At 71.2% G+C, this 24,238-nt stretch carries 24 protein-coding genes; 16 read left to right on the top strand and 8 right to left on the bottom strand.

From position 1 onward, the window contains the following. Positions 1–13 precede the first annotated feature (13 nt). Entirely contained in the window at positions 14–775 is a 762-nt protein-coding gene (locus AB4Y76_RS10915) for an isocitrate lyase/PEP mutase family protein (protein WP_441925069.1), read from the top strand. A gap of 3 nt (positions 776–778) precedes the next feature. Here the strand turns inward: AB4Y76_RS10915 and AB4Y76_RS10910 are convergent, their stop codons facing one another. Continuing rightward, positions 779–1,171: a limonene-1,2-epoxide hydrolase family protein gene (locus AB4Y76_RS10910; RefSeq protein ID WP_441925067.1), complete on the bottom strand. Its 393-nt coding sequence runs from the start codon at positions 1,169–1,171 to the stop codon at positions 779–781. A gap of 168 nt (positions 1,172–1,339) precedes the next feature. Here AB4Y76_RS10910 and AB4Y76_RS10905 point away from each other — a divergent pair, with 168 nt between their 5' ends. From AB4Y76_RS10905 to AB4Y76_RS10880, 6 genes are all read left to right on the top strand, one after another. Beyond that, the gene (locus AB4Y76_RS10905; protein WP_441925065.1) at positions 1,340–3,106 is read left to right on the top strand and encodes a response regulator; all 1,767 of its coding nucleotides are present in this window, start codon (positions 1,340–1,342) and stop codon (positions 3,104–3,106) included. 46 nt (positions 3,107–3,152) lie between these two features. Further along, a complete protein-coding gene (locus AB4Y76_RS10900) occupies positions 3,153–3,608 on the top strand; it encodes a PaaI family thioesterase (protein WP_441925063.1) in 456 nt (151 codons plus the stop codon). 31 nt (positions 3,609–3,639) lie between these two features. Then, the gene (locus AB4Y76_RS10895; RefSeq protein WP_441925061.1) at positions 3,640–4,104 is read left to right on the top strand and encodes an SRPBCC family protein; all 465 of its coding nucleotides are present in this window, start codon (positions 3,640–3,642) and stop codon (positions 4,102–4,104) included. A 25-nt stretch (positions 4,105–4,129) separates the two neighbouring features. Further along, positions 4,130–5,296, top strand: coding sequence for a zinc-binding dehydrogenase (locus AB4Y76_RS10890; RefSeq protein WP_441925059.1), 1,167 nt, complete (start codon positions 4,130–4,132; stop codon positions 5,294–5,296). Between the two features lie 53 nt (positions 5,297–5,349). Further along, complete coding sequence (locus tag AB4Y76_RS10885) at positions 5,350–6,726, top strand: uracil-xanthine permease family protein (RefSeq protein WP_441925057.1); 1,377 nt, start codon at positions 5,350–5,352, stop codon at positions 6,724–6,726. A gap of 119 nt (positions 6,727–6,845) precedes the next feature. Then, entirely contained in the window at positions 6,846–7,460 is a 615-nt protein-coding gene (locus tag AB4Y76_RS10880; RefSeq protein ID WP_441925055.1) for a TetR/AcrR family transcriptional regulator, read from the top strand. A gap of 7 nt (positions 7,461–7,467) precedes the next feature. On the opposite strand, the gene AB4Y76_RS10875 is transcribed toward AB4Y76_RS10880, so the two are convergent. The 4 genes from AB4Y76_RS10875 to AB4Y76_RS10860 are packed head-to-tail and all read right to left on the bottom strand — an operon-like array spanning position 7,468 to position 12,070. Next, on the bottom strand, positions 7,468–8,241 hold the full coding sequence (locus tag AB4Y76_RS10875; protein WP_441925053.1) for an esterase/lipase family protein: 774 nt from the start codon (positions 8,239–8,241) through the stop codon (positions 7,468–7,470). After that, on the bottom strand, positions 8,238–9,668 hold the full coding sequence (locus AB4Y76_RS10870; protein ID WP_441925051.1) for a WS/DGAT/MGAT family O-acyltransferase: 1,431 nt from the start codon (positions 9,666–9,668) through the stop codon (positions 8,238–8,240). The genes AB4Y76_RS10875 and AB4Y76_RS10870 overlap by 4 nt, the downstream gene beginning before the upstream one ends. Beyond that, on the bottom strand, positions 9,665–11,173 hold the full coding sequence (locus AB4Y76_RS10865; RefSeq protein WP_441925049.1) for a long-chain-fatty-acid--CoA ligase: 1,509 nt from the start codon (positions 11,171–11,173) through the stop codon (positions 9,665–9,667). The genes AB4Y76_RS10870 and AB4Y76_RS10865 overlap by 4 nt, the downstream gene beginning before the upstream one ends. A 15-nt stretch (positions 11,174–11,188) precedes the next feature. Next, positions 11,189–12,070, bottom strand: a complete 882-nt coding sequence (locus AB4Y76_RS10860) for a bile acid:sodium symporter family protein (protein ID WP_441925047.1) — start codon at positions 12,068–12,070, stop codon at positions 11,189–11,191. A gap of 168 nt (positions 12,071–12,238) precedes the next feature. Here AB4Y76_RS10860 and AB4Y76_RS10855 point away from each other — a divergent pair, with 168 nt between their 5' ends. From AB4Y76_RS10855 to AB4Y76_RS10835, 5 genes are read left to right on the top strand one after another with little or no spacing between them, the layout of a single operon-like run. After that, positions 12,239–12,778, top strand: a complete 540-nt coding sequence (locus tag AB4Y76_RS10855) for an alternate-type signal peptide domain-containing protein (protein ID WP_441925045.1) — start codon at positions 12,239–12,241, stop codon at positions 12,776–12,778. 7 nt (positions 12,779–12,785) lie between these two features. After that, positions 12,786–13,298 (top strand): signal peptidase I, encoded by a 513-nt coding sequence (locus AB4Y76_RS10850; RefSeq protein ID WP_441925043.1) that lies wholly within the window; start codon positions 12,786–12,788, stop codon positions 13,296–13,298. An 11-nt stretch (positions 13,299–13,309) separates the two neighbouring features. Continuing rightward, positions 13,310–13,945, top strand: coding sequence for a hypothetical protein (locus tag AB4Y76_RS10845; protein ID WP_441925042.1), 636 nt, complete (start codon positions 13,310–13,312; stop codon positions 13,943–13,945). After that, positions 13,942–14,556 (top strand): TasA family protein, encoded by a 615-nt coding sequence (locus AB4Y76_RS10840; RefSeq protein WP_441925040.1) that lies wholly within the window; start codon positions 13,942–13,944, stop codon positions 14,554–14,556. Before AB4Y76_RS10845 ends, AB4Y76_RS10840 begins: the two co-directional genes overlap by 4 nt. Continuing rightward, entirely contained in the window at positions 14,553–15,473 is a 921-nt protein-coding gene (locus AB4Y76_RS10835; RefSeq protein WP_441925038.1) for a signal peptidase I, read from the top strand. The genes AB4Y76_RS10840 and AB4Y76_RS10835 overlap by 4 nt, the downstream gene beginning before the upstream one ends. A gap of 339 nt (positions 15,474–15,812) precedes the next feature. On the opposite strand, the gene AB4Y76_RS10830 is transcribed toward AB4Y76_RS10835, so the two are convergent. Further along, positions 15,813–16,502 (bottom strand): TetR/AcrR family transcriptional regulator, encoded by a 690-nt coding sequence (locus AB4Y76_RS10830; protein WP_441925037.1) that lies wholly within the window; start codon positions 16,500–16,502, stop codon positions 15,813–15,815. Positions 16,503–16,593: 91 nt separating this feature from the next. On the opposite strand from AB4Y76_RS10830, the gene AB4Y76_RS10825 reads away from it, so the two are divergent. Genes AB4Y76_RS10825 through AB4Y76_RS10815 form a run of 3 tightly spaced genes read left to right on the top strand, consistent with a single transcriptional unit; the run spans position 16,594 to position 19,420 of the window. Beyond that, the gene (locus tag AB4Y76_RS10825) at positions 16,594–17,172 is read left to right on the top strand and encodes a hypothetical protein (RefSeq protein WP_441925035.1); all 579 of its coding nucleotides are present in this window, start codon (positions 16,594–16,596) and stop codon (positions 17,170–17,172) included. Further along, positions 17,169–17,831 carry a DUF5987 family protein gene (locus tag AB4Y76_RS10820; protein ID WP_441925033.1) on the top strand — a complete coding sequence of 221 codons (663 nt, stop codon included), beginning with the start codon at positions 17,169–17,171 and terminating at the stop codon, positions 17,829–17,831. Before AB4Y76_RS10825 ends, AB4Y76_RS10820 begins: the two co-directional genes overlap by 4 nt. Continuing rightward, positions 17,828–19,420: a GMC family oxidoreductase N-terminal domain-containing protein gene (locus AB4Y76_RS10815; protein ID WP_441925031.1), complete on the top strand. Its 1,593-nt coding sequence runs from the start codon at positions 17,828–17,830 to the stop codon at positions 19,418–19,420. Before AB4Y76_RS10820 ends, AB4Y76_RS10815 begins: the two co-directional genes overlap by 4 nt. 10 nt (positions 19,421–19,430) lie before the next feature. Here the strand turns inward: AB4Y76_RS10815 and AB4Y76_RS10810 are convergent, their stop codons facing one another. Both AB4Y76_RS10810 and AB4Y76_RS10805 read right to left on the bottom strand, forming a co-directional pair. Then, positions 19,431–19,874: an SRPBCC family protein gene (locus tag AB4Y76_RS10810; protein WP_441925029.1), complete on the bottom strand. Its 444-nt coding sequence runs from the start codon at positions 19,872–19,874 to the stop codon at positions 19,431–19,433. Further along, positions 19,871–20,671, bottom strand: a complete 801-nt coding sequence (locus AB4Y76_RS10805) for an ArsR/SmtB family transcription factor (RefSeq protein ID WP_441925027.1) — start codon at positions 20,669–20,671, stop codon at positions 19,871–19,873. Before AB4Y76_RS10805 ends, AB4Y76_RS10810 begins: the two co-directional genes overlap by 4 nt. A 113-nt stretch (positions 20,672–20,784) precedes the next feature. Between AB4Y76_RS10805 and AB4Y76_RS10800 the strand changes: the two genes are divergently transcribed. Next, positions 20,785–24,238, top strand: a 3,454-nt coding sequence (locus AB4Y76_RS10800; RefSeq protein WP_441925025.1) for a beta strand repeat-containing protein, incomplete at its 3' end; no start/stop codon positions are given.

Raw genomic sequence — 24,238 nt, 5'->3', positions numbered from 1 at the left:
CGGAGGAGACCCGATGACCGAGACCGCCGAGCTGCGCACCCTCGCCGAGCGCCTGCTCGCCCTGCACGTCCCCGGCGACCCGGGCGTCCTGCCGACCGCCTGGGACGCCTGGTCGGCGCAGGTGGCCGAGGCCGCCGGCTTCGGCGGCGTCACGATCGGCAGCCACCCGTTGGCGAGCTCGCTCGGGCGCCCCGACGGCGAGGGGATGTCGTTCGCCGAGGTGACCGATCGGGTCGCGCAGATCACCCGGGCGGTCTCGATCCCGGTGTCGGTGGACGTCGAGTCCGGGTACGGGCTGGGCGCGTCGGCACTGATCGACGGTCTCCTCGGCGCCGGCGCGGTCGGGCTCAACATCGAGGACACCGTGCACGGTGAGGGCGGCCGGATGCGCAGCTCGGAGGAGCACGCCGCGCTCATCGGCGAGCTGCGTGCCGCGGCGGACGCGGCCGGCGTCCCGTTCGTCATCAACGCGCGTACCGACACCTTCAAGAACAAGCTCGGTGCCGACGAGGAGCGGGTCGACCTCGCGATCGCGCGGATGCGGGCCTGCGCCGACGCCGGCGCGAGCTCGCTCTACCCGGTCGGTTTCCACGACGGGCCGACGCTCGCCCGGATCTGCGCTGCCCTGCCGCTCCCGGTCAACGCGATCGCCAACCCGGTCGACGGCGACCTGGCGATGTACGCCCGCGCCGGAGCCGGACGGATCAGCTTCGGACCGATCTGGCAGATGATGCTCGCCAACGTCTCCGCGGAGTGGCTCGACCGCTGGCGGTGACGGTCAGCGTCGTACCAGGCGCAGGAGGCCCTTCAGCGAGGCAGCGACGACGTTTCCCATCGAGAAGTGGTCGTCCCACAGCGCGATCCGGCCGTCGCGGACCTCGAAGGTGCCGCACACCCAGAACGCCGACTCCCAGCGTCCGTAGCGCAGGTAATCGGTGCGCTCGGTGAGCACGACCGGCCCGTCCGCGGCCAGGTGGTGCAACCGCGCCTCGAAGCCGATCCCGCGGCGCTCCATGTCGCGCAGCATCCCGGCCACCTTCTTGCCCCGGAACGTCGGCATCGACGTGTTGCGCCACTCCACCGCAGGGTCGAGCAGGTCGGCCGCGGCGTCGGCCCGGCCGTCCTCCAGGAGGGTCAGGAACTGCCGGACGACGGCTGCGGGCTCGCTCATGCGGGCCAGCGTAGGCCCCGGGCACACGGGTACGGACCGGTCTAGCGGAGACGCCACGAACCCGGCAGGTCCGGGCATACGATGCGAGAACGCGGGGGAGGGGAGCCCCGGCGCAGGTCCCGGGACGCGGGTGCAGGCCTGTCCGGAAGAGATCGAGGGAGCGGTCGGATGACGGAGATCGTCGGGAACGTGCTGCTGGTCGACGTCGTACGCGAGGCGGCGCTCGCCCAGGACATCGGGTCGTTGTACGCCGGCGTGCTGCCGGCGCTCCGGTCACTGGCCGGCGCGAGCACGGCCCAGGTCGTCGCGCGCACGACCGAGGGACCGGTCGTCGCCTACAGCGACGGCACGGCCCTGCCGCCGGAACCCGTCGAGGTTCCGGGTGGCGACGTGCCCGTCCCGGCCTCCTGGTCCGCGCTCGGCGTCACCCGGGTCCTGGCACAGCCGCTGGCCGGCCGGTGCGGCACCCTGCTGGTCGCCTGGACCGAGCACGCCCCGGACACCGATCCCGTGCTCGAGGCCGCGCTGGACACGTTCACGGCCGCGACCGTCCGGCTGGAGACGGCCCGGGAGCTGGCCGACCTCAGCCAGCGCGTCGACAACGCCCAGCACCTCGCCTCGATGGGCGACTACGACTGGCACATCCCGACCGACACCAACCGGTGGAGCGACCAGCTCTACCGGATCTACGGGCACGAGCCGCAGTCGTTCAACGCGAGCTACGAGCGGTTCCTGTCCGCCATCCACCCCGACGACCGGGAGCGGATCCAGGCCTTGCACCAGCAGGCCTACGCGACCGGTGAGCCGTACCAGATGATCGAGCGGATCGTCCGGCCCGACGGCGAGACCCGCTACCTGTCCTCCAACGGCGAGGTGATCATGGACGCCCAGGGAACCCCGGTCCGGATGCGCGGAACCTGCATCGACATCACCGAGCGGGTCCTCGCGGAGCGCGAGCGCGAACGGGTCGACGGGCAGTTCCGCGGGCTGGTCGAGTCCGCGCCGCAGGCCATCCTGGTCTTCGGCGCCGAGGGCCGCGTCCTGCTCGGCAACCCGCGCGCGGCGGAGCTCCTGGGCGCCGACCCGACCGGGCGCCACGTCGGCGAGATCCTCCCCGGTGGCCACGAGACCGGGCAGGCGGTGCCCGCGGTCCGGCTGGACGGTGAGGATCTGGTCCTGGACGTCGTCCGGACCGGGCTCAGCCAGGACGACGGCGAGCCCCGGACGGCCGTCTTCCTCAGCGACGCCGCCCCCCGCCTCGAGCGCGAGGCGATGGCGGAACGCCTCGGCGAGGTCCACCAGCGCCGCCGGCAGGCGCTGGAGATCAACGACAACGTCGTCCAGGGACTCACCTCGGCGCTGTACGCCCTCGACCAGGACGACGGCCCCTCGGCGCACTCCTACCTGTCCCGGACCCTCGGTGCCGCGCGCGACATGATGGACGACCTCCTGGAACCGAGCGGGCAGAACCTCCGCCCCGGCGACCTGGTTCGCAGCACGGCGACGGCGATCGGGCCGGCGCGCACGGTCCTCCCCGAGGAGGAGCCCTCGGGTCCTCCGGCCCCCGCCCACCGGATCCTCATCGTCGACGACGCCGAGGACATCCGGATGCTGCTGCGGATGAAGCTCAGCGCGCAGTCGTCGTACGACGTCGTGGGGGAGGCGGTCGACGGGGTCGACGCGGTCGACCAGGCCCGGGAGCTCCAGCCGCACCTCGTTCTGCTGGACATGGCGATGCCGCGGATGGACGGCCTGCAGGCGTTGCCGCTGATCCGCGACGCGGTGCCCGACGTCCGGGTGATCGTGCTCTCCGGCTTCAACCAGGGGACCCTCGAGCAGGAGGCGCTGGCCGCCGGCGCGGACCGCTACGTGGTCAAGGGTGCGCCGATGAGCGAGCTGATGGAGCTGATCGCGAGCGTGCTCGACGCAGCCTGAGGTGCCCGCTCGAGATCACGTCCCTGCCTCGCGTGATGATGGGGACATGACCGACCTCAGCCTCCAGGAGCAGTACTTCCCCGATCTCCCGTGCTTCGGCTGCGGGCCCGCCAACGAGCGCGGCCTGCGGTTGCGTAGCCACGTGGCGGAGGACGGTCTGGTGCGGGCCCGGTTCCTGCCCTGGCCGGAGCACGACAACGGGCTCGGCTACCTGAACGGCGGGATCATCGCGACCCTGCTCGACTGCCACAGCGCCGCGGCCGTCACGCACGAGGCGTTCCGGCGCGGGTGGCCGCCGCTCCCGGGTGCGGCGCTGCCGTACGTGACCGCGGGCCTCGACGTGCGCTACCTGCGCCCGGCCCCGCTCGCCGAGGAGGTCGGGCTGGTCGCGGAGGTCACCGCGGCCAGCGAGGCCGAGATGACCGCCGCGGTCCGTCTGGAGTGGGACGGCAAGCCGCGCGCCGAGGTGACCGCCATCTGGAAGCGCTGGCGGCCCCGGTGAACCGGGCCTGATCGCTGCTAGGTTTCCCGGCATGCGTGGATCCGTGACCGTGACTATGGCCGCCCCGCCCGAGGTCGTCTGGGACCTCGTCAGCGACGTGACCCGGATCGGGGAGTTCTCCCCGGAGACCTTCGAGGCGCGGTGGAGCGGCGGTGCCACCGGCCCCGCGGTGGGGGCCTACTTCAAGGGGCACGTGAAGCGGAACGGCGTCGGACCCGTCTACTGGACGAAGTGCCGGGTCGACCAGTGCGTGCCGCTGGAGGACTTCGGCTTCACCGTCGTCGTCGGCGACCGCGACGTCAACCACTGGCGCTACCGGCTCAAGGCGGTCCCCGGCGGGACCGAGGTCACCGAGTCCTTCGCCCTGGAGACCCAGGCCTGGTCGAAGCTCTACTGGACGCTGCTGGGCTGGGCGCGCGGGCGCACCAACGAGCGCGGCATGCGGCAGACCCTCGAGCGGATCAAGGCGATCGCCGAGTCCGCCGACGCGTCCTGACGACCACACAGACAGGAACCCGACCATGAAGGCAGTCATCTGCGCGGACACCGCGCTCACCGTCGAGGACGTGCCGGCTCCGCGCCCCGGCAAGGGACAGCTCGTCCTGGACGTCACCCGGTGCGGCATCTGCGGCTCGGACCTGCACTCGCGGGTGCACGCGGACGCACTCGCCGACGTCGCCGCCGAGATCGGGTACGACGGCCTGATGCGCACCTCCGACCGGATCGTGCTCGGTCACGAGTTCTCCGGCGTGGTCACCGAGCGCGGCAAGGGCAGCAAGCTCGCCGAGGGCACGCCGGTCGTCTCGTTCCCGCTGCTGCGCGCCGACGGCGGCGTGCACACCACCGGCCTCTCACCGCACGCGCCCGGCGGCTACGCCGAGCAGGTCCTGGTCGAGGACGCGCTCACCCTGCCGATCCCGAACGGGCTGCCCGCAGACCTGGCCGCGCTCAACGAACCGATGGCTGTCGGCCTGCACGCGGTGAACCGCGGCGAGGTGTCCAAGGGTCAGGTCGCCATCGTGATCGGGTGCGGCCCCGTCGGCCTCGCGGTCGTCTCGATGCTCAAGGCCCAGGGCGTGCGGACCGTCATCGCCAGCGACTACTCGCCCGGCCGCCGGGCGCTCGCCGCGACCTGCGGCGCCGACGTGGTGGTCGACCCGGCCGTGGATTCGCCGTGGTCGGCGGCCCAGGGCCACGGCCACCTCGACCACGCGCCGGACGTCTTCGAGCTCGGCGTCTCCACCGTCGAGAAGCTCCGCAAGCTCCCGTTCGTGCCGTGGCAGTCGGTCTGGCGCGCCGCCGACAAGGTCGGTGCCGCCACCCCGAAGCACCCGGTCGTCTTCGAGTGCGTCGGCGTCCCCGGCGTCCTGGAGGAGATCATCAGCCACGCCCCGGTCTACGCCCGGGTGGTCGTCGTGGGCGTCTGCATGGAGCCCGACCTGATCCGCCCGTCGATGGCGATCAACAAGGAGATCGACCTCCGCTTCGTCCTCGGCTACACGCCGCTCGAGTTCAGCGACTCGCTGCGCCTGCTCGGTGAAGGCAAGGTCGACCCGAAACCCCTGGTCACCGGTGTCGTCGGCCTCGGCGGCGTCGCCGGTGCCTTCCAGGCCCTGGCCGACCCGGAGACGCACGCGAAGATCCTGATCGACCCGCGCAGCGAGGCGACGGAGCCGCACCCGCGCTGACCGGCATGCTGGGCTGACGCCGGGGAGAGCCGCCCGACCGAGGAGGAGACGCCATGTCGATGTTCGCCTGGGAGGTCGTCGACCCGGCGCCCGGACAGCCGGTCGGTCCGCGGCAACGGCTGCCGTGGGGCCGCACGATCGGGCTCGGCGCCCAGCACGTGGTCGCCATGTTCGGCGCCACCTTCGTGTTCCCGGTCGTCATGGGCCTGGACCCCAACCTGGCGATCATGTTCTCCGGGATCTGCACCATCGGGTTCCTGCTGGCCTGCCACAACAAGGTGCCGTCGTACCTCGGCACGAGCGCGTCGTTCGTGGCCAGCGTCGCCGCGATCCGGGCCCAGGGCGGTAATTCCGCCGACGTGACCGGGGCGATCATGGTCGCCGGTCTCGTGCTCGCGGCGATCGGACTGCTCATCCACTTCGCCGGGGGAGCGGTGGTGCACAAAGTGCTGCCGCCCGCGGTCACCGGCGCCGTCGTCATGCTCATCGGCTTCAACCTCGCGCCGGTCGTCGCCGGCATCTACTGGCCGCAGGATCAGTGGATCGCCCTGATGACCGCCACCTTCGTGGTCTGCGCCGCGGTCCTGCTGCCCGGCTTCTGGGGCCGGATCTCGATCTTCCTCGGCCTGGTCTTCGGCTACCTGGTCTCCTGGATCGCCGACCTGCTCTTCGGCGACATCTACTCGGTGACGCCGACGAGCGGTGGCAAGCCCGTCGAGCACCCGCGGATCAGCTGGGACCAGGTCAGCAGCGCGAGCTGGTTCGGGTTCCCGAGCGGCAAGCTTCCCGACGGCGTCTCGGTCGTGCACGGACCGTCGGTCTCGCTCACCTTCGTGCTCCTGGTCCTGCCGGGCGTGATCGCGCTGATCGCCGAGAACACCGGCCACGTCAAGGCGGTGGCCGAGATGACCGGGGACGACCTCGACGGGTACCTCGGCCGCGCGATCACCGCCGACGGCGCCGCGACGGCGTTCGCCAGTGCGTTCGGCGGGTCCCCGACGACGACGTACGCCGAGAACATCGGCGTGATGAGCGCGACCAAGGTGTACTCGACCGCCGCGTACTACGTGGCCGGCCTGGTGGCGATCATGCTCGGCCTCTGTCCGAAATTCGGCGCCGTCGTGAGCGCGACCCCCGGCGGCGTACTGGGCGGGATCACCATCGTCCTCTACGGCATGATCGGCCTGGTCGGCGCGAAGATCTGGGTCGAGAACCGGGTCGATTTCGGCGACCCGGTCAACCTGGTCGGTCTCGCTGCCGGTCTGGTCGCCGGCATCGGCGGGGTCACGCTCACCATCACCGACAACTTCGAGCTGAGCGGGATCGCGCTCGGCACGATCATGGTGATCGGGTACTTCCACCTGGTGAGCTGGCGCCGCCCCACGGGGTCCGGGACCCACGGCGCCGGGGAGATCACCCGGAAGATGTGAGGCGAACCGCACGTTCCGGCACGAATTTCACGCTTTTCGTTCCGATCCTGGCCAGTTCCCTTGACGGTTGGCCAGAGAAAACTTGACACTCGACCGAAGGACGGTCGGGAGGAGTCGAGATGACGACCACCGCAGCGCGTCGCAGCTCCGCGGACAAGCACGAGGACCGGCGGCGCGCACTTGCCGAGGCAGCACTGGTGACGTTGGGCGAGCTCGGGTACGCGAGGTCGAGCCTGCGCGAGATCGCCAACAACTCCGAGTTCTCCCACGGCGTCGTGCACTACTACTTCCGCGACAAGCTCGAGCTGATCATCCACTGCGTCCGGCACTACAAGGCCACCTGCGTGACCCGGTACGACGGCGTCGTCGCGACCTCGACGACGCCGGCCGAGCTGCTCGACGGATTCTCCGCGAAGCTGCGGCAGACGATCACCGAGGACGCGGCGATGCACCGGCTCTGGTACGACTTCCGGACCCAGGCGATGTTCGAGCCCGAGCTGCGTGCCGCGGCACTGGCGATCGACAAGACCCTGGAGCAGATGGTCTGGCGGGTGATCACCCGGTACGCCGAGCTGTCCGGTGCCGAGCCGGGAATCGATCCGCGGTCGGCGTACGGGATCCTGGACGGGCTGTTCCAGCAGGCGCTCTTCGGGAACCTCTGCGGCCGCACCGAGGTGCTCGACGAGCTCGACGCCCAGGTGCACGGCCTGATGCCGATGATGCTGGCGCGCTGACGGATTCCTACGGCCCGACCCGGTACCCGAGCCGGAGTGCGCGCGGCGGGACGAACGGGCGCCACGTCCCGAGCGGCTGGGCGAGACGGTCCGCCACCAACCACATCACCAGCGGGTCGACGCCGGCGCCGAAGTGCCCGGAGCGGACCGCGATGTTCTCGTGGTGCGGCCCGGCGGCACCGATGCAGTCGCGCCAGTCGACGATTCCGTCGGCCCGGGAGTAGACCGACGTGGACGGCACCGGGATCGGGCGGTTGATGCCGTCCGGGTCGAGGCCCGGCCTCGCGTGCCGGTGCTCGAACCGGCGGTACGCCCAGTGCGCGCGGCTCCGGCTCTCGGCACGGAGCGCGAACGGACTGACCAGCGTGATCACCTGACGCACCAGCGCGGGGTGCTCGCGGGCCAGCTCGCGGGCGTAGATGCCGCCCAGGCTCCAGCCGATCAGCGAGACCGGCGCGGTCGGCTCCGCGGCGGCCAGGAGCAGCTCCCGGATGCCGTCCAGGATCTCCGGGGTCGGGCCGATGTTGCGGCCGAGCTCCCACGGGCGCGCCCGGTAGCCGGCAGCCTGCAGGAACGACCGCAGCGGGCGGGTGCTGCCGTCGCCCCCGAGCAGACCCGGGAGCACGACCACCGTGTGCCCGTCGCCGCGGGGAGCGCACGCCGCGACCGGCGCGGCGAGCGGGAGCGTGGCGACCCGGCCGGCGGTGCGGAAAGGTTCGCCGAGCCCGCGGGCCAGCGACGGCATCCGGCGGCGCATCGCCGGGTCGGTCTCGACGGTCACGACGGACCCACCGCGTCGAGCAGGGTGTGGAACTCCGCGACGATGCAGGCCACGAGTGCGTCCAGGTCCGGGACCAGCTCACGGCAGGCGACGAGCCCGAAGGCGAGGGTGTCGCGATAGCTGAACACCGTGATGTTCAGGCCCTGCCCGTCGGCGATCGCCGAGACGGGATAGTAGGCGACGAGCTCGGCCCCGGCGATGTACAGCGGCACCCGGGGGCCGGGGACGTTCGAGATGATCACGTTGAACGGCCGGACCCGCTCCAGCACCCGCAGCTGAGCGCCGAGACGGAACGCCTGGTTGGCCAGGCTCGGGAAGGTGAGCGCCGTCATCTCCATCAGCAGCGTCGCCGGGACGGCTTCGAACCGCTCCTTGGCCGCCGCGGTGGCGTCCCGGGTGCTGGTCAACCGCTCGACGGGGTCCGACAGGTGCGTCGGGAGCGGGGTGAACATCATCGAGACCCGGTTCCCCCCGGCGCCGCGCTCGTCGTCGGACCGGACCGAGACCGGCACACCGCCGATCAGCGGCACCATCGGCAGCGCGCGCTGATCGGCCAGCCAGGTCCGCAGGCCGCCGGCGCACATCGCCAGCACCACGTCGTTGAGCGTCGCACCGCCCGCGGCCCGGATCGACTTCACCCCGGCGAGGGGGACGCTGCCGAAGGCGACCTTGCGGTGCCGGGAGATGGGACCGTTGAACGGAGTCTCCGGGGCCCGCAGGGCTCCGGGACGGTCCTCCGGGGCGAGCGGGGCCAGCAGCCGGCTCACCACCGGGACGTCAGGCAGGTGCGCGGCGGCGAACGACGGCGCACTGCGCGCCAGCGCGCCCGACAGCCGGAGGACCCGCGCCGGTTGCCGCGACAGCGCGACGGCGCCGCGCAGCAGGAGTCGTGCCGGCCCGAGCTGGGAACCCGTTGCCCGGTCCGGGGGAGGTCCGACCACGCGACCCGCCGGCGTGGTGTCGAGCAGCACCTCGAGGATCTCGTTGCCCGAGACCCCGTCGATCGCCGCGTGGTGGATCTTCGTGTAGATCGCCGCCCGGCCCTCCGCGAGACCGGTGATCAGGTACATCTCCCAGAGCGGGTGGTTGCGGTCCAGCGGACGCGCGTGCAGCCGGGCGACCTGCTCGGTCAGCTGCTTCTCGCTGCCCGGCGCCGGCAGCGCGAGCTCGCGCACGTGGAACTCGATGTCGAAGTCCGGGTCGTCGATCCAGTACGGGTTGTCCAGGCCGAGCGGCACCGTGACGAGCTTGCGCCGGCACATCGGGACCAGGTCGATCCGCGGCGCGATCGCGCGGGTGAAGGAATCGAGGGTCAACGGCTCCGACGCGGTCGCCGGGTCGAGCACCTGCACGCTGCCGACATGACCGGTGGTCGTCGCCGTCTCCATGGACAGGAAGGTGGCGTCCAGGCCGCTGAGCTGCATCATCGGGGCAGCTCCCGCTTGCTGATCTTTCCGGTCGCGTTCTTCGGGAGCTCGTCGAGGACCTCGACGCTCCGCGGGTACTTGTACGCCGCCAGCCGGTCGCGGCAGTAGCCGACCAGCTCGTCGGGCGTGACAGCGTGGCCCGGCTTGAGGGCGACGTACGCCTTCACCTCCTCGCCGAGCCGCTCGTGGGGGACGCCGACGACCGCCGCCTCGGCCACGGCGGGATGCCCGTAGAGCGCTTCCTCGACCTCGCGCGGGTAGACGTTGTAGCCGCCGCGGATGACGAGCTCCTTCTTGCGGTCCACGACGAAGACGAACCCGTCGTCGTCGACGTAGCCCAGGTCGCCGGTGTGGAACCACCCGCCCTGGAACGCCTCGGCCGTGGCCTCGGGCTGGCGGTGGTACCCCTTCATGACGTGGAAGCCGCGGGTCACGATCTCGCCGACGTGCTCCCGCCCGCGGGGGAGCGCGGACCCGGTCTCGTCCCAGATCTCCAGCTCGGTGCCCCAGATCGGCTTGCCCACCGAGTAGGCCCGCCGCTCCGTCGCGGACCGGTTGAACGTCGTCGTGGCCGCGGTCTCGGTCAGGCCGTAGCCCTCGAGCACCGTCACGCCGAACCGGCTCTCGAACGCGTCCATCACCTCGGCCGGGATCGCTGCGCCGCCGGAGATCGCCACCCTCAGCGAGCTCACGTCGTACGCGCCCTGGTCGAGCTGGCCGAGCAGCGCGACGAACATCGTCGGCACCCCCGMCACGATGCTCACCCGGTCCCGGCCGATGGTGTCGAGGACGACGCCTGGCTCGAAGCGCGGCACCAGAGACAACGACGCCCCGGCACGCACCACCAGGTTCAGCACCGAGGACAGCGCGAAGACGTGGAACAGCGGCAGGACGGCGAGCATCACGTCGTCCGGGGAGATCCCGAAGAGCCGGCCCGGGATGTCGCAGTTGAGGTACAGCTGGCCGTGGGTCAGCTCGGCGCCCTTGGGCACCCCGGTCGTTCCGGAGGTGTAGATGATCACGGCGGTGTCCTCGAGCCCGCGAGCAGCGAACGGACGGGCGCCGTCCGGGCCGGCGTACAGGTCCTGGAACGGGATCCCCGGTCCTCCCGGTTCGCCGCCGGCGACGAAGACCTGGTCGACGTCGACCGCGGCCGCCGCGGCTGCTGCCTCCTCGGCGAAGGTCGCCCAGGTGATCACGGCGCGGGCACCCGAGTCGCCGAGCTGGTGCGCGACCTCGGCCGATTTCAGCAACGGGTTCATCGGGACGACGACGGCGCCGGCCTTGAGGATGCCGAAGTACGCGACCAGGAACTCCGGGACGTTCGGGAGGTGCAGACCGACCGCGTCGCCGGGCTCGATCCCACGACGGGCCAGACCGGCGGCGAGGGAGTCGCTGCGCCGGTCGAGGTCCGCGTAGGTCAGGGCCCCGCCGGGGAAGCGGGCGACGACCTTGTCGGGGAACGAGCCGGCGGACTCGCGGAGGAGGACGGCGAGGTTGAACACGGGCAACACCCTTCTTCAGTGGGGGAGCGAGGAGAGCTCGCGGTCGGCGGTGCGTCGCGCGACGGCGCGGCCGAACAGGACCGCGCACGGGAACATGACCAGGCCGTAGACGGCGGCCGGGATCGCGAGCTCGTCGTCGTCGAGCACCGTGAGGGCGATCGTCATCGCGAGCGTCGCGTTGTGGATTCCGATCTCGAACATCGAAGCGACCGCCTGCGCCCGCTCGATCCGGAACAGCCGGGGCACCAGGTAGCCCAGGCCGAGGCTCGTCAGGCAGAAGAGCACGGCCGCGAGCCCGACACTGCCGAGGTGGTCCAGGACCACGTCGTGCTGCGCGAGCACCGACGCGGTGATGACCGCGAACAGGGCGACCGCGGAGAGCACCCGCACCGGGCGCTCCATCCGGTCCGCGAACCCCGGCGCCGCTCGCCGTACGACCATGCCGAGGGCTGTCGGCACCAGGATCAGCACGAACACCTTGACCGTCTCGGCGAGGTCGAGGCTGACCGGGTCGGCCCCCTGCGGTCCGAACAGCCGCGCGGCCAGGTTGACCGCTGCCGGCAGGCTCACCACCGCGACCACCGAGTTGACCGCGGTGAGGGTGATGTTCAGCGCCACGTCGCCGCGGAACAGGTGGCTGAAGAGGTTTGCGGTCGTCCCGCCCGGCGACGCCGCCAGCAGGACCATGCCCACGGCGAGCGACGACGGGAGCGAGAGGAGGGTGACGATCCCGATGCAGATCCCGGGCAGGACGACCAGCTGGAGTCCCAGGGCGACCGCGACGACGCGCGGGGTGCGGGCGACGCGCGTGAAGTCGTGCACGCGGAGGTGCAGCCCCAGGCCGAACATGACGACCATCAGGACGAGGCCGAGCACTTGCGTGGACGTGTCGTGCATGAGTGGCCTCCTCGATCGACTGTTCGTGGATATGACTCCGCGGCCGTGACCGGGCTTACGCGCTTTCGGAAACGATCTGCTCGCGGTCCGTAATGGCGCGCGTTTCCGGCAGGTCTATCCCTGTGACCGGGGTGACTCGCGCTCCCGGCGTGACCCGAGGGGGAGAAGATGAACAAGTCGACGAAGGGCGCACTGGCCGCCGCTGCCGGCGCCGTGCTGCTGCTGGGCGGTGCCGGCTCGCTTGCCTACTGGACCGACGCCGCCACCGTCGCCGGCGGAGCGCTCAACAGCGGCAAGCTGACCCTGACCGACACCACCACCGGTGGGTGTGCTGCCGCATCCTGGACCCTGGACGGCGCGGAGAGCCCCGCCGGCGCCGCCTTCGACCCGGTCACGGACACCCTCGTCCCGGGCGACGTGCTCACGAAGAGCTGCACCTACACGATCGGCGCGGTCGGCACGCACCTGCGGGCGAACGTCACCGCGTCCGGCGGGGCCGCATCCGGCTCCCTGGCACCGGCCCTGACCGTGGGGGGCACCTTCGACGTCGCGGGTGCACCGGTCACCTCGATCACCGCGGCGGACGACGGGAAGACGCTGACCGCCAAGATCTCGGTCGCGTTCGTGCCGACGTCGGGCAACACGACGCAGCTGCAGGCGGCCTCGCTGAGCAGCTACGCCGTGACGTTGAACCAGATCCACGGCTGACAGCGGCATGCGCCGGTTCGGGCAGGTGGTCGCGTGGGCGGTCATCGTCGTCAGCACGGCGGCCGTCACGGTCGCCGTGCTGGTACCCCGGATCGGCGGGGCGACGCCGTACACGATCCTGACGGGATCGATGCGGCCACACCTGCCCCCCGGGACTTTGGTCGTGGCCAAGCCGGTCCGTCCCGCGGACGTCCACGTCGGCACGGTGATCACCTACCAGCTCGCGTCGGGTGAAAGACCGGTCGTCACCCACCGGGTGGTCGAGGTCGGCACGGCGACGGACGGCACCGCGCGCTGGCGCACCCAGGGGGACGCCAACCCGGTGCCGGACGCCCTGTGGGTCCGGCCCGTCCAGGTGAAGGGACGGGTCTGGTACGCGGTGCCGTACCTCGGCCGGGCGAACTCCTGGATCTCGGGCGAGCAGCGCCACCGCGCCACCGTCGTGGTGGCGCTCGGGCTCTTCGCGTACGCCGCCCTGATGCTGGCCGGGACCCTGATGGACCGGCGGGCGCGCCGATGAGGTGCCGCCTCGTGCTGGCACTCCTGCCGGTCCTCCTGGTTATCCTGACCCCGGCCGGTACGGCCAACGCCACCGGCCGGATCCTGGTCAGCACCGACGGCGTCACCTGGTCCACGGCCCTCGACCAGCCGCTGTTCACCCCGGGGGAGCGCTGGGTCCCCGGCGACGTGCGCTCGGCCTCGTTCTTCGTCGCCAACCACTCTGCCGACGCCGGCACCCTGACCTTGGCCGCCCACGCACGGGACCTCGGTGGGCTGCTGGCGCGCGGCGACGTCGCGCTCGAGGTGCGACGGGGGAGCAGCGGGTGGAACACCGTCGCCGCGGACGGGGCACCCCACCGCCTCGGTACCGCCGTGCTGGCCGCCGGCGCCGAGGATCGGATCACCGTCCGCGCCACCTTCAGGGCGGCGTCGGCCAACATCTCGCAGAGCCGGCAGCTGCTGTTCGACTTCCAGGTGCTGCTCAGTCAGGTGATCCCGGTCGCGGCGCCCGGCGAGGACGGCGGTGGCGGTGGCGGACCTGGTCTGCTGCCCGACACCGGCGGCTTCGAACGCTGGGTCCTGCTGGCCGGGATCGCGCTGGTCGTGGCCGGCACGACCGTCCTGCGCAACGCGCGCTCCTCGACTCTCCGAAAGGACGATTCATGATGACCGCGCCTCGCACCCGACCCGGTGAGCACCGCGCTCCACGTCGCACTCGGGTACCCGTCCGGCTCCGTGCTGCCCTCGGGCTGGGCGTGCTGCTCGGCACCGGCACGATCAGCACGCACGCGTTCTGGACCGACGCGGTCACCGTCACCGGCGCCACGTTCAGCGCCGGCACGATCGATCTCAAGGTGAACAACGTCGACTCCGCCGCCGACTTCAGCACGATCAGCCTCAGCGGGATGGTGCCGGGCAACACCGCCGCAGGAGTGCTGACCGTCAAGAACGCGGGCACGGCGCCGCTGAAGTACACCGCGACGTCGGCGGCGACCAACGCGGACGGCAAGAACCTGGCCGGTGCACTGGTCGTCAAGGTGACCGCGGACAGCGCCACCACCGGGGCCCCGCCGAGCCGGACCTGTGCGGGTTCAGCGCTGGCCGGGACCGGCACCTCGCTCACCGGGAGCCTCGTCGGCACCGGGCGGTTGCTGACGGCCGGGGCCTCCGAGACGCTCTGCGTCCAGGTCACCCTGCCCGCGACGGCGGCCTCGGCGCTGCAGGGCGGGACGACGAGCGCGACACTCACCTTCTCCGGGACGTCCGACCTCTCATGACGGGTCCCGGAAAGCGCTTTGTCGGGGGCGTCGGCAGGCTCGCACTCAACCTGGCCGCCGTCGCGGGCACGCTGGCCGTTCTCCTGGCAGTCCTCACAGTTGTCCTGGACCTGCGGCTGCTCACCTTCCGCTCGGGATCGATGTCGCCGGCGATCGACACCGGAGCACTCGCGGTCGCTCGTCCGGTCCCGGCGGGCGAGCTGCGGGTCGGCGATGTCGTGTCGGTGCGGACGGACACCGGCAGCCGGGTGACGCACCGGATCGTCGCCGTCGACCACGAGGRCGCGCGGGCGCGGCTGGTGCTCCGCGGGGACGGCAACCGGGTCGCGGACGCCCAGCCCTACCAAGTGGCGAAGGCGGATCGGGTCTGGTTCGCCGTCCCGCTCCTCGGGTACGCCGCGGCGGCGCTGGCCAGCCCGATCGGCCTGTTCCTCCTCGGCCTGTACGCCGCTTTCCTCTGCGTGCTGCTGCTCCGGCGGCCCGTGCACCCTGCCGGCCGCAGGCGGGTCTCGGCGTCGGCCCTCGCCGTCGTGGTCGGCGTCGGCGCAGCGGGTGCGGTCGCCGGGAGCAGCAGTCCGACCAGCGCTGCGTGGGTCGACAGCGTGGGCACCACCGGCTCGACGTTCACAGCCGCGGTGATCCCGGCGCCGGCGCCCTTCACCTGTGGCGCGATCGGCTTCTTCAGCGTCAGCTTCACCTGGACGGCGGTCCCGGGAGCGACGTCGTACACGCTGCACTACGGCACCGGGGGAGCGTCCACCGCGACCGTGTCGGGGACCAGCGCCACCCTCACCGCGGCCGTCACCGGGGGAACCGCTTGGGTGACGACCGAACGCAACTTCGGGTCGACGACCTGGACCTCGGTCCCGTCGACGTCTCGGACGTACTCGGTGCTCGCGATCAGCGTGTGCGGCTGAGACGCTGTTCCCGAGTTGGATTATGTCAACTTACGAGGACTTCCGGGTCGCCGTGGAGGAGCAGCTGACAGGCCTGCTCGCGCCGGCCGGATTCGGGCCCTCGTCGAGCAGCGTGCTGTTCCGTGCCGCCTACGACCACCTGGCACAGCGGTTCCGGTGGTTGCCGCAGATCCGCGAGCAGGAACTCGGACGACCTCGAGAACTTCAGCCTGGTGGAATCTCTCGGTCCGAACGCTCTTCCGGCTGCCGGCCTGACTTACGCCGCCGCGTGCTCATGTCGCCGATAAGGAACATTATGTCAATCAAAGGAGAGTTCCCTGAGCGGCCCCGCCCCGGTTCCTAACCCCCGCTCGCGGCCAGCACCGGGCTGTACATCGCATCGATCGACTCGATCGCCAGGTCGGCCACCGCATCGAGCTGATCGTCCGAGCCTTCGTTGATCGCGTACGCGATCCGCAGATCCAGCCCGGAGATCAGCAGCTGGATCCGGCCGACGCTGATCTCAGGCATCTCCGGGTTCACCTGCCGCACCAGCGCGGCCAGCGCGTGCACGTGCTCGGCGAACCTGTCGTTGCCCTCACGCCGGCTCACCAGGACGCCCGCTCCGGCGGCACCCAGCTCGACGTAGATCGCCCGGGCCACCGCCGGCCGCGCCCTGACGTCGTCGAACACCGAGTGGACCCCGGCCACCAGTGCCGCGTGCCACCCGTCCGCGGCCGCCGCGGTGGCCACCTCCGCCATCCGGCTCATCGTGACGGTGATCGCAGCCTGGTACGCCGCGACCAGGCAGTCGTCCTTGCCCTGGAAGTTCTCGTAGAAGGTCGACCGGGACACCCCCGCGGCGGTGACGATGTCGCTCACGCTCGCCTTGGCGTACCCGCGCTCGGCGACCACCAGTGTCGCCGCGACCAGGAGTCGTCCCCGCTGAGTGGCGCTCGAACGGGTCAGGAAGTCCTCGGGCGACAGCCCGAAGGCCTCCCCGTTGGCGATCAGCGCCGACAGGTCCACGGAGACGACGTCGGTGGTCATGGTCCTTACTGTACTCGCGAGGACTCTTGTGTCACGTCCGATTACTTTGCATACTCAGAAGGTACACAGCCCCCTCCCAGGAGTGTGCCCGATGCTCGTGACCAAGATCGCCGCCCTCGCCGCCGTGGTCCTCTCCCTGGTCGTCGCCCTGGTCCTGCCCGTGCCGGCCGTGGCCGACTCCCCTGGTGTGACGCCGTACGCCGACCCGCCCTTCGCGGCCAGCTGCACGTTCCGCCAGTACGGCGAAGGCGTGGCCCCGCCGCTGACGCTGAAGGACCAGCCGCTGTGCGTCGAGTACGCCAAGCGGGACATCACCGTCCTCACCGGCGGTGCCGTGAGCTTCGCCGTCGCCGAGCCGGCCCGCCTCCTCATCGCTGGCGGCGCCTGCCAGTACTGGCAGAAGGACCACTGGAGCGTTCAGCTCGCCCCCGGTATGACGCCCATCGTCCGCTGGGACGGCAGCTACTGGTTCGACCTCGGCAGCGGGAAGGCCGGCGCGCGGATCACTGGTCTCACCGTCCTCGGTCAGCCCGCGACCCTGGCCGAGGCGGCGAAGTTCCTGCGCCCGCTCCTGCCTGCGCTGGCCGACGCCCTCCTCCAGTACGGCCAGGGCGGAGACGGGGCAGCTGCCAGCCTTGGCCTGCCGCTCAACCCGCTCTGCCTCCGATGACCGCACTCCAGGTCCCCGGGCTCAGCCGCCGCCGCTTGCTCCAAGCCGTCGCCGCGGCGGCCGTGGTCCTCCCGGTCGCCACGCCTGGCGATGCCGGCGCGAGTGCCGACTTCACCCGGGCGACCATGGAGGCCTGGGCGGACACGATCGTTCCCGGCGAGAAGCGCTACCCCGGCGACAAGGTCGTCCTCGGCGCCGCCCCCGGTCCGGGCGCGGTCCAGGCCGGCGCCTGGGCGCTCTACCAGGACCCGGACATCGGACTCGCCGGAGTTCTCCCGGCACTGGCCACCCTGATCAACGTGGAGGCGACCACCTGGGCGACGCTGCACGGGCAGGCGGGTCGTCTGCTCGACGTGACCGAGCCGGCGTTCGTCAACCTCGACCTCAAGGGCCGCACCGCCGTCGTCCAGCAGCTCGTCCAGGGCGAGGGCGTGGTCCAGCTGCTCTGGTACGCCCTGGCCGCGATGGCCACCCTCGCCTTCCACACGGCCGCGCACCTCGACACCGCGACCGCCGTCCGCAACCGTCACCCCGGCCTGGCCTGGCTCGGGTTCCCGGATCCCGACCCGGACGAGATCTGGCGGTTCCCCGAGTTCAGCTACCGTCGCGCCCTCGCGCCTGCCCACCCGGCCACGACCGCGAGCGGGAACCCGGCATGAGCGTCGAGCGCACCGACGTCCTGGTGATCGGCACCGGCTTCGGGGGTGCCATCCCGGCGTACAACCTCGCCGCCGGCGGCGCCAAGGTGATCATGCTGGAGCGCGGCCCGGAGCTCGGGGCGAGCGACTTCACCCAGAGTCTCGAGATCGGCGGGTACACCCGGATCGTCGACCTCATCACCGGCACCGGCGTCCAGGTCGTCGCCGGGAACTGCGTCGGCGGCTCCAGCGTCGTCTACTTCGCGGCTTCGCTGCGGGCGCCGTCGTTCGTCTTCGAGCGCCGCGGGTCGACCGGCCGCCGGCTCTGGCCCGGCGCCCTCACGCGCCAGGCCCTCGACCCCTGGTACGACCGCGTCGAGGCGACGATCCCGGTCGCGCAGCAGGACTGGAACGACGTCCCGTACCCGGGCGGCTTGTTCGCCGCCGCCTGCTCGAACGCCGGCCACACCTGCAACCCGGTCCCCGTCGCCGTCGACCTGGACCGCTGCACGAACTGCAACTGGATGCTCAACGGCTGCCGGTTCGACGCGAAGCGCTCGATGCTGCTCAACTACCTGCCCGCCGCCCGCGCGTACGGCGCCCAGGTGCGGCCGCTGCACGAGGTCCAGTGCATCTCCCCCTCGCTCACGCCCGGGTACCGCTACCGGGTCGACTACACGGTCGTGAACGAGAACGACTACCGGCAGACCACCGGGACCGGTGCGATCGAGGCGAAGATCGTCGTCGTCGCGGCCGGCACGATGGGCACGCCCGTGATCCTGCGGCGCTCGCGGCTCGCCCTGGGGACGATGCCGGGCGCGGTCGGCAAGTACTTCTCCCCCAACGGCGACCGTGTCTCGATGGCAGTGATGGACGAGGCCCGGATCCGCGACGTGCTCGGCCTGCAGCGCTCGCCCGGGACGGCGTACGACGCGTTCCCGATCGGGAAGCCGATCGGCTCGATGAGCTACGACTACCTGGACCCGGCCCGACCGGAGTTCGAGCGCTTCGGGCTGCAGCAGATCTACTTCCCGGCGATCACGAACATCCTTCCCGAGGACGGCACCCCGGGCGCACCGGACTGGTTCGGCGTCGACAAGAAGCTGCTGGCGAAGAGGTGGCGTTCCTGGCTGACGCTGCTCGCCCTCACCGAGGACGACAACGAAGGGTCCTGGGGTGCGCTGCCGCCGACCGGCAACTTCCTCCGGATCGCGTCGTCCGCGGTGGTCAGCTCCTTGACCTACCGACCGAACGCGAACACGCTGCGCGGGTTCGCCGCCTCGGACGCCGCCCTCCGGTCGATCGTCGAGAAGGACGGCCTCGGCAAGCACCTCGACTGGACCGGAGGTCAGCCGGTGCTCTCGGCGCACCCGCTGGCCTCCTGCCGCCTCGGCGACGACCCGGCGACGTCCGCGCTCCAGGCCGACCACCAGGTGCGCGGCCTGCCGGGACTCTTCGTCACCGACGGCAGCGCGGTGCCGACCTCGCTGACCGTGAACCCGTCGCTGACGATCGCGGCCCTGGCTGAGCGGGCCTCCCCCGGGATCGCGCGGGCGGCCAGGGCGATGGGCCTCCCGGTGCGCGATCAGGTGCCGCCGCCGGGAGGCTGACGCCGGCGGTTCAGTGCCAGTCGCTGATCCGCAGGTCGTGCGGGTCGGGTCGCCCCGCGCCGGTCTCGAGCAGCTCCTTGAGGCTGAGCAGGAAGGACGCCCACTTGGTGCTGCAGTGGTACATGAACTCGACCGGCTCGGTCCAGCCGCGGTGCTCGAACAGCACGACCGTGAACCCGTCCTCCTGACGCAGCTCGAACGACACCTCCGTACCGATCCACTCCTCCGGTCCGTCGACGACCTCCCAGCGCACGGACTTCGCCGGCACCAGCTCGCGGACCAGCATGTCGAAGCCGCCGGTGCTGAACCGGAAGGCGATCACCCCGTCGACCGCCGGGTCGCCGCTGGTGTCGACCGCCCACCAGCCGGCCAGCCCGTCGATCGTGGCGAGGGCGTCGTACACCGTCTGCGGGGCGGCGTTCCGGACACCGATCCGGTGGCGGATGGTGCTCATGACTGCACCATCCCCCACGGGCTGCGCGGGAGCACGTCGCCGGTCTCCAGCAGCGACTTGAGGTTGGCCAGCACAGCCGGCCACCCCTGCGAGATGCCGCCGTACATGCCCATCGAGGGCAGGTTCTCGTGGGTCACCGTCAGCCGGACGACGTCGGTGTCCTCCTCCAGGAGGAACGTGACCACGGACTGGCCGCCGGGCGGGTCCAGGTTCGCCGGGTCGGCGAACGTGACCACCAGGCGGCGCGGCTCGTCCGCCTCCAGGACGGTGCCGACGATGTCGAGGTTGCCGGACTCGACGTTGTGGTGCTCCCACGCCGATCCCGGCTGCCAGTCCGAGACGTTGCGGTGGCCCCAGTAGCGGGCGGTCAGGTCGGCGTCGGTCAGCGCCTTCCAGACGTCGGGCGCGGTGGCCCGGATGTAGGTGACGTAGACGTAGTCGGGAACGGTCTCGACCTCGTTGATGCTCATGGCGTACTCCTCTGCCTGGCGCTTGACGGCACTGAGGGCTTCCAGCCGGGGACTGTCGAACTCCGAGATCCAGCGTTCGCGGATCTCGTGGATCGGGGCGGGGTTGAGGTAGTGCAACCGCTCCCTCCCCCGTCGTACGACGGTCACCAACGTGGCGTCCCGGAGCAGGTCCAGGTGCTGCGTCGCCGACTGCCGGGTCATCGAGAGCCGACCGCAGAGCTCGCTCAGGGTCTGCCCGTTCTGCTCCCGCAGCCGGTCGAGCAGCAGACGACGGGTCGGATCGGCCAGTGCCTTGAACACCGCATCCATCCCCTTGTCGTCCACCATGACCTCAATATGCAGGTAATTACCTGCCTATGTCAAGGCGCCTCACCCGTAACAGGGCCGTATCCGGTGACGTCCTCCTCACGACGCACCACCAGCCACGAAGGGGAGCCCCAGTGCTCGAGACCAAGTACCAGCCGGAGCACCGGGCGGGCCGACGCCCATCGCCCTCGAACGCGGGACGGATCGCGCGCATCGCGCTGGCCGGCCTCCTCCTCGCCGCCAACGTCGTGCTGCTGCCCGCGATCACGCTGAGCCCGGCGGACGGCTACCAGCTCCCGACCGCCGCTCCGACGGTGGCCGGCGGTGCGGCGACCTCGACCTTCCCGGGCTCCGGGCTAACTGTCGCGGTCGGCGGCACCGGCCTCACCAGTGCGCAGGCCGCGGGCACGACGCTCGGTTCCCGCGGGTACGTCGCGAGCGACTTCACCCCGACGGTCCCGTCGGCGACGCCCGGCGCGAACATGCTGGTGGACACCGGATCGTGCCCGACCACCGGCCCGTGCGCCGGACGCGGCACGATGACCGTCACCTTCAACCAGCCCGTGCGCAATCCCGTGCTGCACATCTCCGGGATGGGCGGCGCGTCGACCCGGACGACCGCCGGAGTGATCGACGGACAGTCCCAGCTCCACGCCGTGCTGACGCTCGCGACCGCCGGCCTCACCGTCTCGAAGGTCAGCGGCGGCAACCTCGCCGTCACCGGCGGGACGACCGTCGGCGCGACCAACGACAGCACCGGAACCGCCTGCGACAGCACCACGATCGCAGGCTCGCTGGCGTCCCAGGCCACCGCCGTGTGCGGCAGCTTCCGGATCAACGGCACCGTCACGAGCGCCACGTTCAACGTCAGCGCCATGTTCACCCAGACCCAGGCGGGCGTCGCGCCGTACAACACGCCGGGCAGCGGCGACGGGTTCGCCGTGGTCGTGACCGTCCCCGAGGACTTCGGGGACGCTCCTGCGACGTACGACGCCGGCAACGCCGCCCGCGCGGTGCTCTCGGACGTGACCCTCGGATCCGGCGTCAGCGAGGACAACACCAGCGTGTCGAACAGCGCCACCTCTCCCCTGGCCGGCGCGACCGCGGCGAACGACGGCTCCGACGACGGCGTGACCCTGGGCACCCTGCTCACCAACGCGACGACGTACTCGACGACCGTCGCGATCAGCGGCGCGAGCAAGGCCGGCACCGTGTGCGGCTGGGTGGACTTCAACCGGGGCGGCACGTTCGCCGTGGCTGAGCGCGCCTGCTCGGCGTTCGCTGCCGGTGCGACCTCGGCCACCCTGAACTGGGCCGGCCTCAGCGGCCTGACCAACGGCGTGACCTACGCGCGCTTCCGGATCGGGTACAACGCGGCCCAGACCCAGTCCCCCACCGGCGCCGCCGACTCGGGTGAGGTCGAGGACTACCGACTGACCATCGACGTGCCGGCGACGCTCACGGTCAACAAGGCGCTGCCGAACGGGCGCGCCGCTTCCGGCGACCAGTTCGCACTCTCCATCGCCGGTCCCAGCGGCAGCCAGAGCGCCGTCACCACGGGCTCCGGAACCACCGCGAGCGGTTCGGCCACGATGGCCAACGCGCTCCCCGGCAGCACCTACACCTTCACCGAGGCCGGCGCCCTGGGGGCGAGCCTCGGCAACTACGCCACCACGTGGAGCTGCACGAACGCCCTTCCCGGCGGTCAGACCCCGAGCGGTACGGGCACGTCGTTCTCCGTCGTGCCTGCGAGCGGCGACACCCTGACCTGCACCTTCAGCAACACGCCCGGGCCGGCCGACCTCGTCGTCACGAAGACCGACGGCAAGTCCGCCTACCTGCCCGGCCAGGTGCTCACCTACACGGTCGTCGTCACGAACAACGGTCCCTCGGCGGTCTTCAACGCGGTCTTCAAGGACCCCGCGATCGCCAACTTCCTCGCCACGAACGTCAGCTGCGGGGGCGCCAGCGGTGGTGCCACCTGCTCGACGCCGCTCACCACCACCGTCCCCCAGATGCAGGGCAGCGGCATCGTGATCCCGTCGCTGCCGAGCGGCGGTTCGGTGACCTTCACGATCACCGGCTCCGTCTCCGGGACCGCGAACGGCAACCTCACCAACACCGCGACCGCCACCACCCCGGCGAACGTGCCCGACCCGGACTCCTCGAACAGCTCGGCCAGCGACACCGACGTCCCGCTCTCGCAGACGGCCAGCCTCGCGCTCGACAAGCGCGTCGCCTCCTGGGTCGACGTGAACGGAAACGGTCTGACCGATACCGGTGACCAGCTCCTGTACGCATTCGACCTCGAGAACACCGGTGCGGCGACGTTGTCGAACCTCGCGGTGACCGACTCGCTCGCCGGTCCGGTCACATGTCCGGTGTCGGTCCTCCTGTCCACCGCCACGACGACCTGTACCGCGAACAACCCCTACGTGATCCAGCAGGGAGACGTCGACGCCGGCGCGGTGATGAACACCGCCACCGCTTCCGCGACCGACCCGTTCTCCGCCCCGGTCCAGTCGAACTCCGACTCGACAGTCACCGCGACTTCGCGGACGACCCTGCTGGCGCTGCTGAAGACCGCCTCGCCCGTGAACGATGCCAACGGCAACGGCAAGACCGATGCCGGCGACACCATCGACTACACCTTCAAGGTCACCAACACCGGCACGACGACGATCAACGGCTTGGCGATCACCGACACCCTGGCCGGTCCGGTCACCTGCCTGGCGACGACGCTCGCAGCCACCGCGTCCACGTCGTGTGCGGCTACCAATCCGTATGTGATCCAGCAGACCGACATGGACGCCGGAGCTGTCGTCAACATCGCGTCCGTGACCGGTGAGGACCTGGCGGGGAACACGGTGACCAACCCTGCAGGCACCGGAGACCGCACCACGACCCCGTTGACTCCGGCCGCCAGCCTGGGGCTTGTGAAGAAGGCCTCGCCCGTGAACGATGCCAACGGCACCGGTAGGACCGATGCCGGGGACACCATCGACTACACCTTCACCGTCACCAACACCGGCACCGTCACCATCGACAACCTGGCCATCAGTGACCCGAAGGCCGGTGCCGTGACCTGCCAGGCCRCGAAGCTGSTCCCGAACGACAGCACCAGCTGCGCGGCCACCAACCCCTACGTCATCACCCAGCCCGACATGGACACCGGCAAGGTCGACAACACCGCCACCGCCACCGGTCAGGACTCGAAGAACAACCCGGTCACCTCCCCAGCAGACACCACGCACACGGTCCTGACCCCSGCACCCTCCCTGTCCYTGCTCAAGCAGGCCAGCGCSGTCAACGACCTCGAYGGCAACGGCCACGATGCCGGGGACACCATCGACTACACCTTCACCGTCACCAACACCGGCACCGTCACCATCGACAACCTGGCCATCAGTGACCCGAAGGCCGGTGCCGTGACCTGCCCGGCCACGAAGCTGCTCCCGAACGACAGCACCAGCTGCGCGGCCACCAACCCCTACGTCATCACCCAGTTCGACATGGACACCGGCGCCGTGGTGAACGTGGCCTCCGCCTCGGGTGAGGACCCGGACCACAACACCGTGACCAACCAGA

This window comes from Marmoricola sp. RAF53, assembly GCF_052114005.1.
Classification (GTDB): domain Bacteria; phylum Actinomycetota; class Actinomycetes; order Propionibacteriales; family Nocardioidaceae; genus Marmoricola.
Note: the sequence above shows the minus strand (reverse complement) of the source record. Positions and strands in the feature narration are given on the sequence as shown.

Excerpts from the sequence above, each read along its gene's own strand:
- AB4Y76_RS10915 (WP_441925069.1), top strand. The coding sequence starts at position 14 with ATGACCGAGACCGCCGAGCTGCGCACCCTCGCCGAGCGCCTGCTCGCC.
- AB4Y76_RS10910 (WP_441925067.1), bottom strand. The coding sequence starts at position 1,171 with ATGAGCGAGCCCGCAGCCGTCGTCCGGCAGTTCCTGACCCTCCTGGAG.
- AB4Y76_RS10905 (WP_441925065.1), top strand. The coding sequence starts at position 1,340 with ATGACGGAGATCGTCGGGAACGTGCTGCTGGTCGACGTCGTACGCGAG.
- AB4Y76_RS10900 (WP_441925063.1), top strand. The coding sequence starts at position 3,153 with ATGACCGACCTCAGCCTCCAGGAGCAGTACTTCCCCGATCTCCCGTGC.
- AB4Y76_RS10895 (WP_441925061.1), top strand. The coding sequence starts at position 3,640 with ATGCGTGGATCCGTGACCGTGACTATGGCCGCCCCGCCCGAGGTCGTC.
- AB4Y76_RS10890 (WP_441925059.1), top strand. The coding sequence starts at position 4,130 with ATGAAGGCAGTCATCTGCGCGGACACCGCGCTCACCGTCGAGGACGTG.
- AB4Y76_RS10885 (WP_441925057.1), top strand. The coding sequence starts at position 5,350 with ATGTCGATGTTCGCCTGGGAGGTCGTCGACCCGGCGCCCGGACAGCCG.
- AB4Y76_RS10880 (WP_441925055.1), top strand. The coding sequence starts at position 6,846 with ATGACGACCACCGCAGCGCGTCGCAGCTCCGCGGACAAGCACGAGGAC.
- AB4Y76_RS10870 (WP_441925051.1), bottom strand. The coding sequence starts at position 9,668 with ATGATGCAGCTCAGCGGCCTGGACGCCACCTTCCTGTCCATGGAGACG.
- AB4Y76_RS10860 (WP_441925047.1), bottom strand. The coding sequence starts at position 12,070 with ATGCACGACACGTCCACGCAAGTGCTCGGCCTCGTCCTGATGGTCGTC.
- AB4Y76_RS10855 (WP_441925045.1), top strand. The coding sequence starts at position 12,239 with ATGAACAAGTCGACGAAGGGCGCACTGGCCGCCGCTGCCGGCGCCGTG.
- AB4Y76_RS10850 (WP_441925043.1), top strand. The coding sequence starts at position 12,786 with ATGCGCCGGTTCGGGCAGGTGGTCGCGTGGGCGGTCATCGTCGTCAGC.
- AB4Y76_RS10840 (WP_441925040.1), top strand. The coding sequence starts at position 13,942 with ATGATGACCGCGCCTCGCACCCGACCCGGTGAGCACCGCGCTCCACGT.
- AB4Y76_RS10830 (WP_441925037.1), bottom strand. The coding sequence starts at position 16,502 with ATGACCACCGACGTCGTCTCCGTGGACCTGTCGGCGCTGATCGCCAAC.
- AB4Y76_RS10825 (WP_441925035.1), top strand. The coding sequence starts at position 16,594 with ATGCTCGTGACCAAGATCGCCGCCCTCGCCGCCGTGGTCCTCTCCCTG.
- AB4Y76_RS10820 (WP_441925033.1), top strand. The coding sequence starts at position 17,169 with ATGACCGCACTCCAGGTCCCCGGGCTCAGCCGCCGCCGCTTGCTCCAA.
- AB4Y76_RS10815 (WP_441925031.1), top strand. The coding sequence starts at position 17,828 with ATGAGCGTCGAGCGCACCGACGTCCTGGTGATCGGCACCGGCTTCGGG.
- AB4Y76_RS10810 (WP_441925029.1), bottom strand. The coding sequence starts at position 19,874 with ATGAGCACCATCCGCCACCGGATCGGTGTCCGGAACGCCGCCCCGCAG.
- AB4Y76_RS10805 (WP_441925027.1), bottom strand. The coding sequence starts at position 20,671 with ATGGTGGACGACAAGGGGATGGATGCGGTGTTCAAGGCACTGGCCGAT.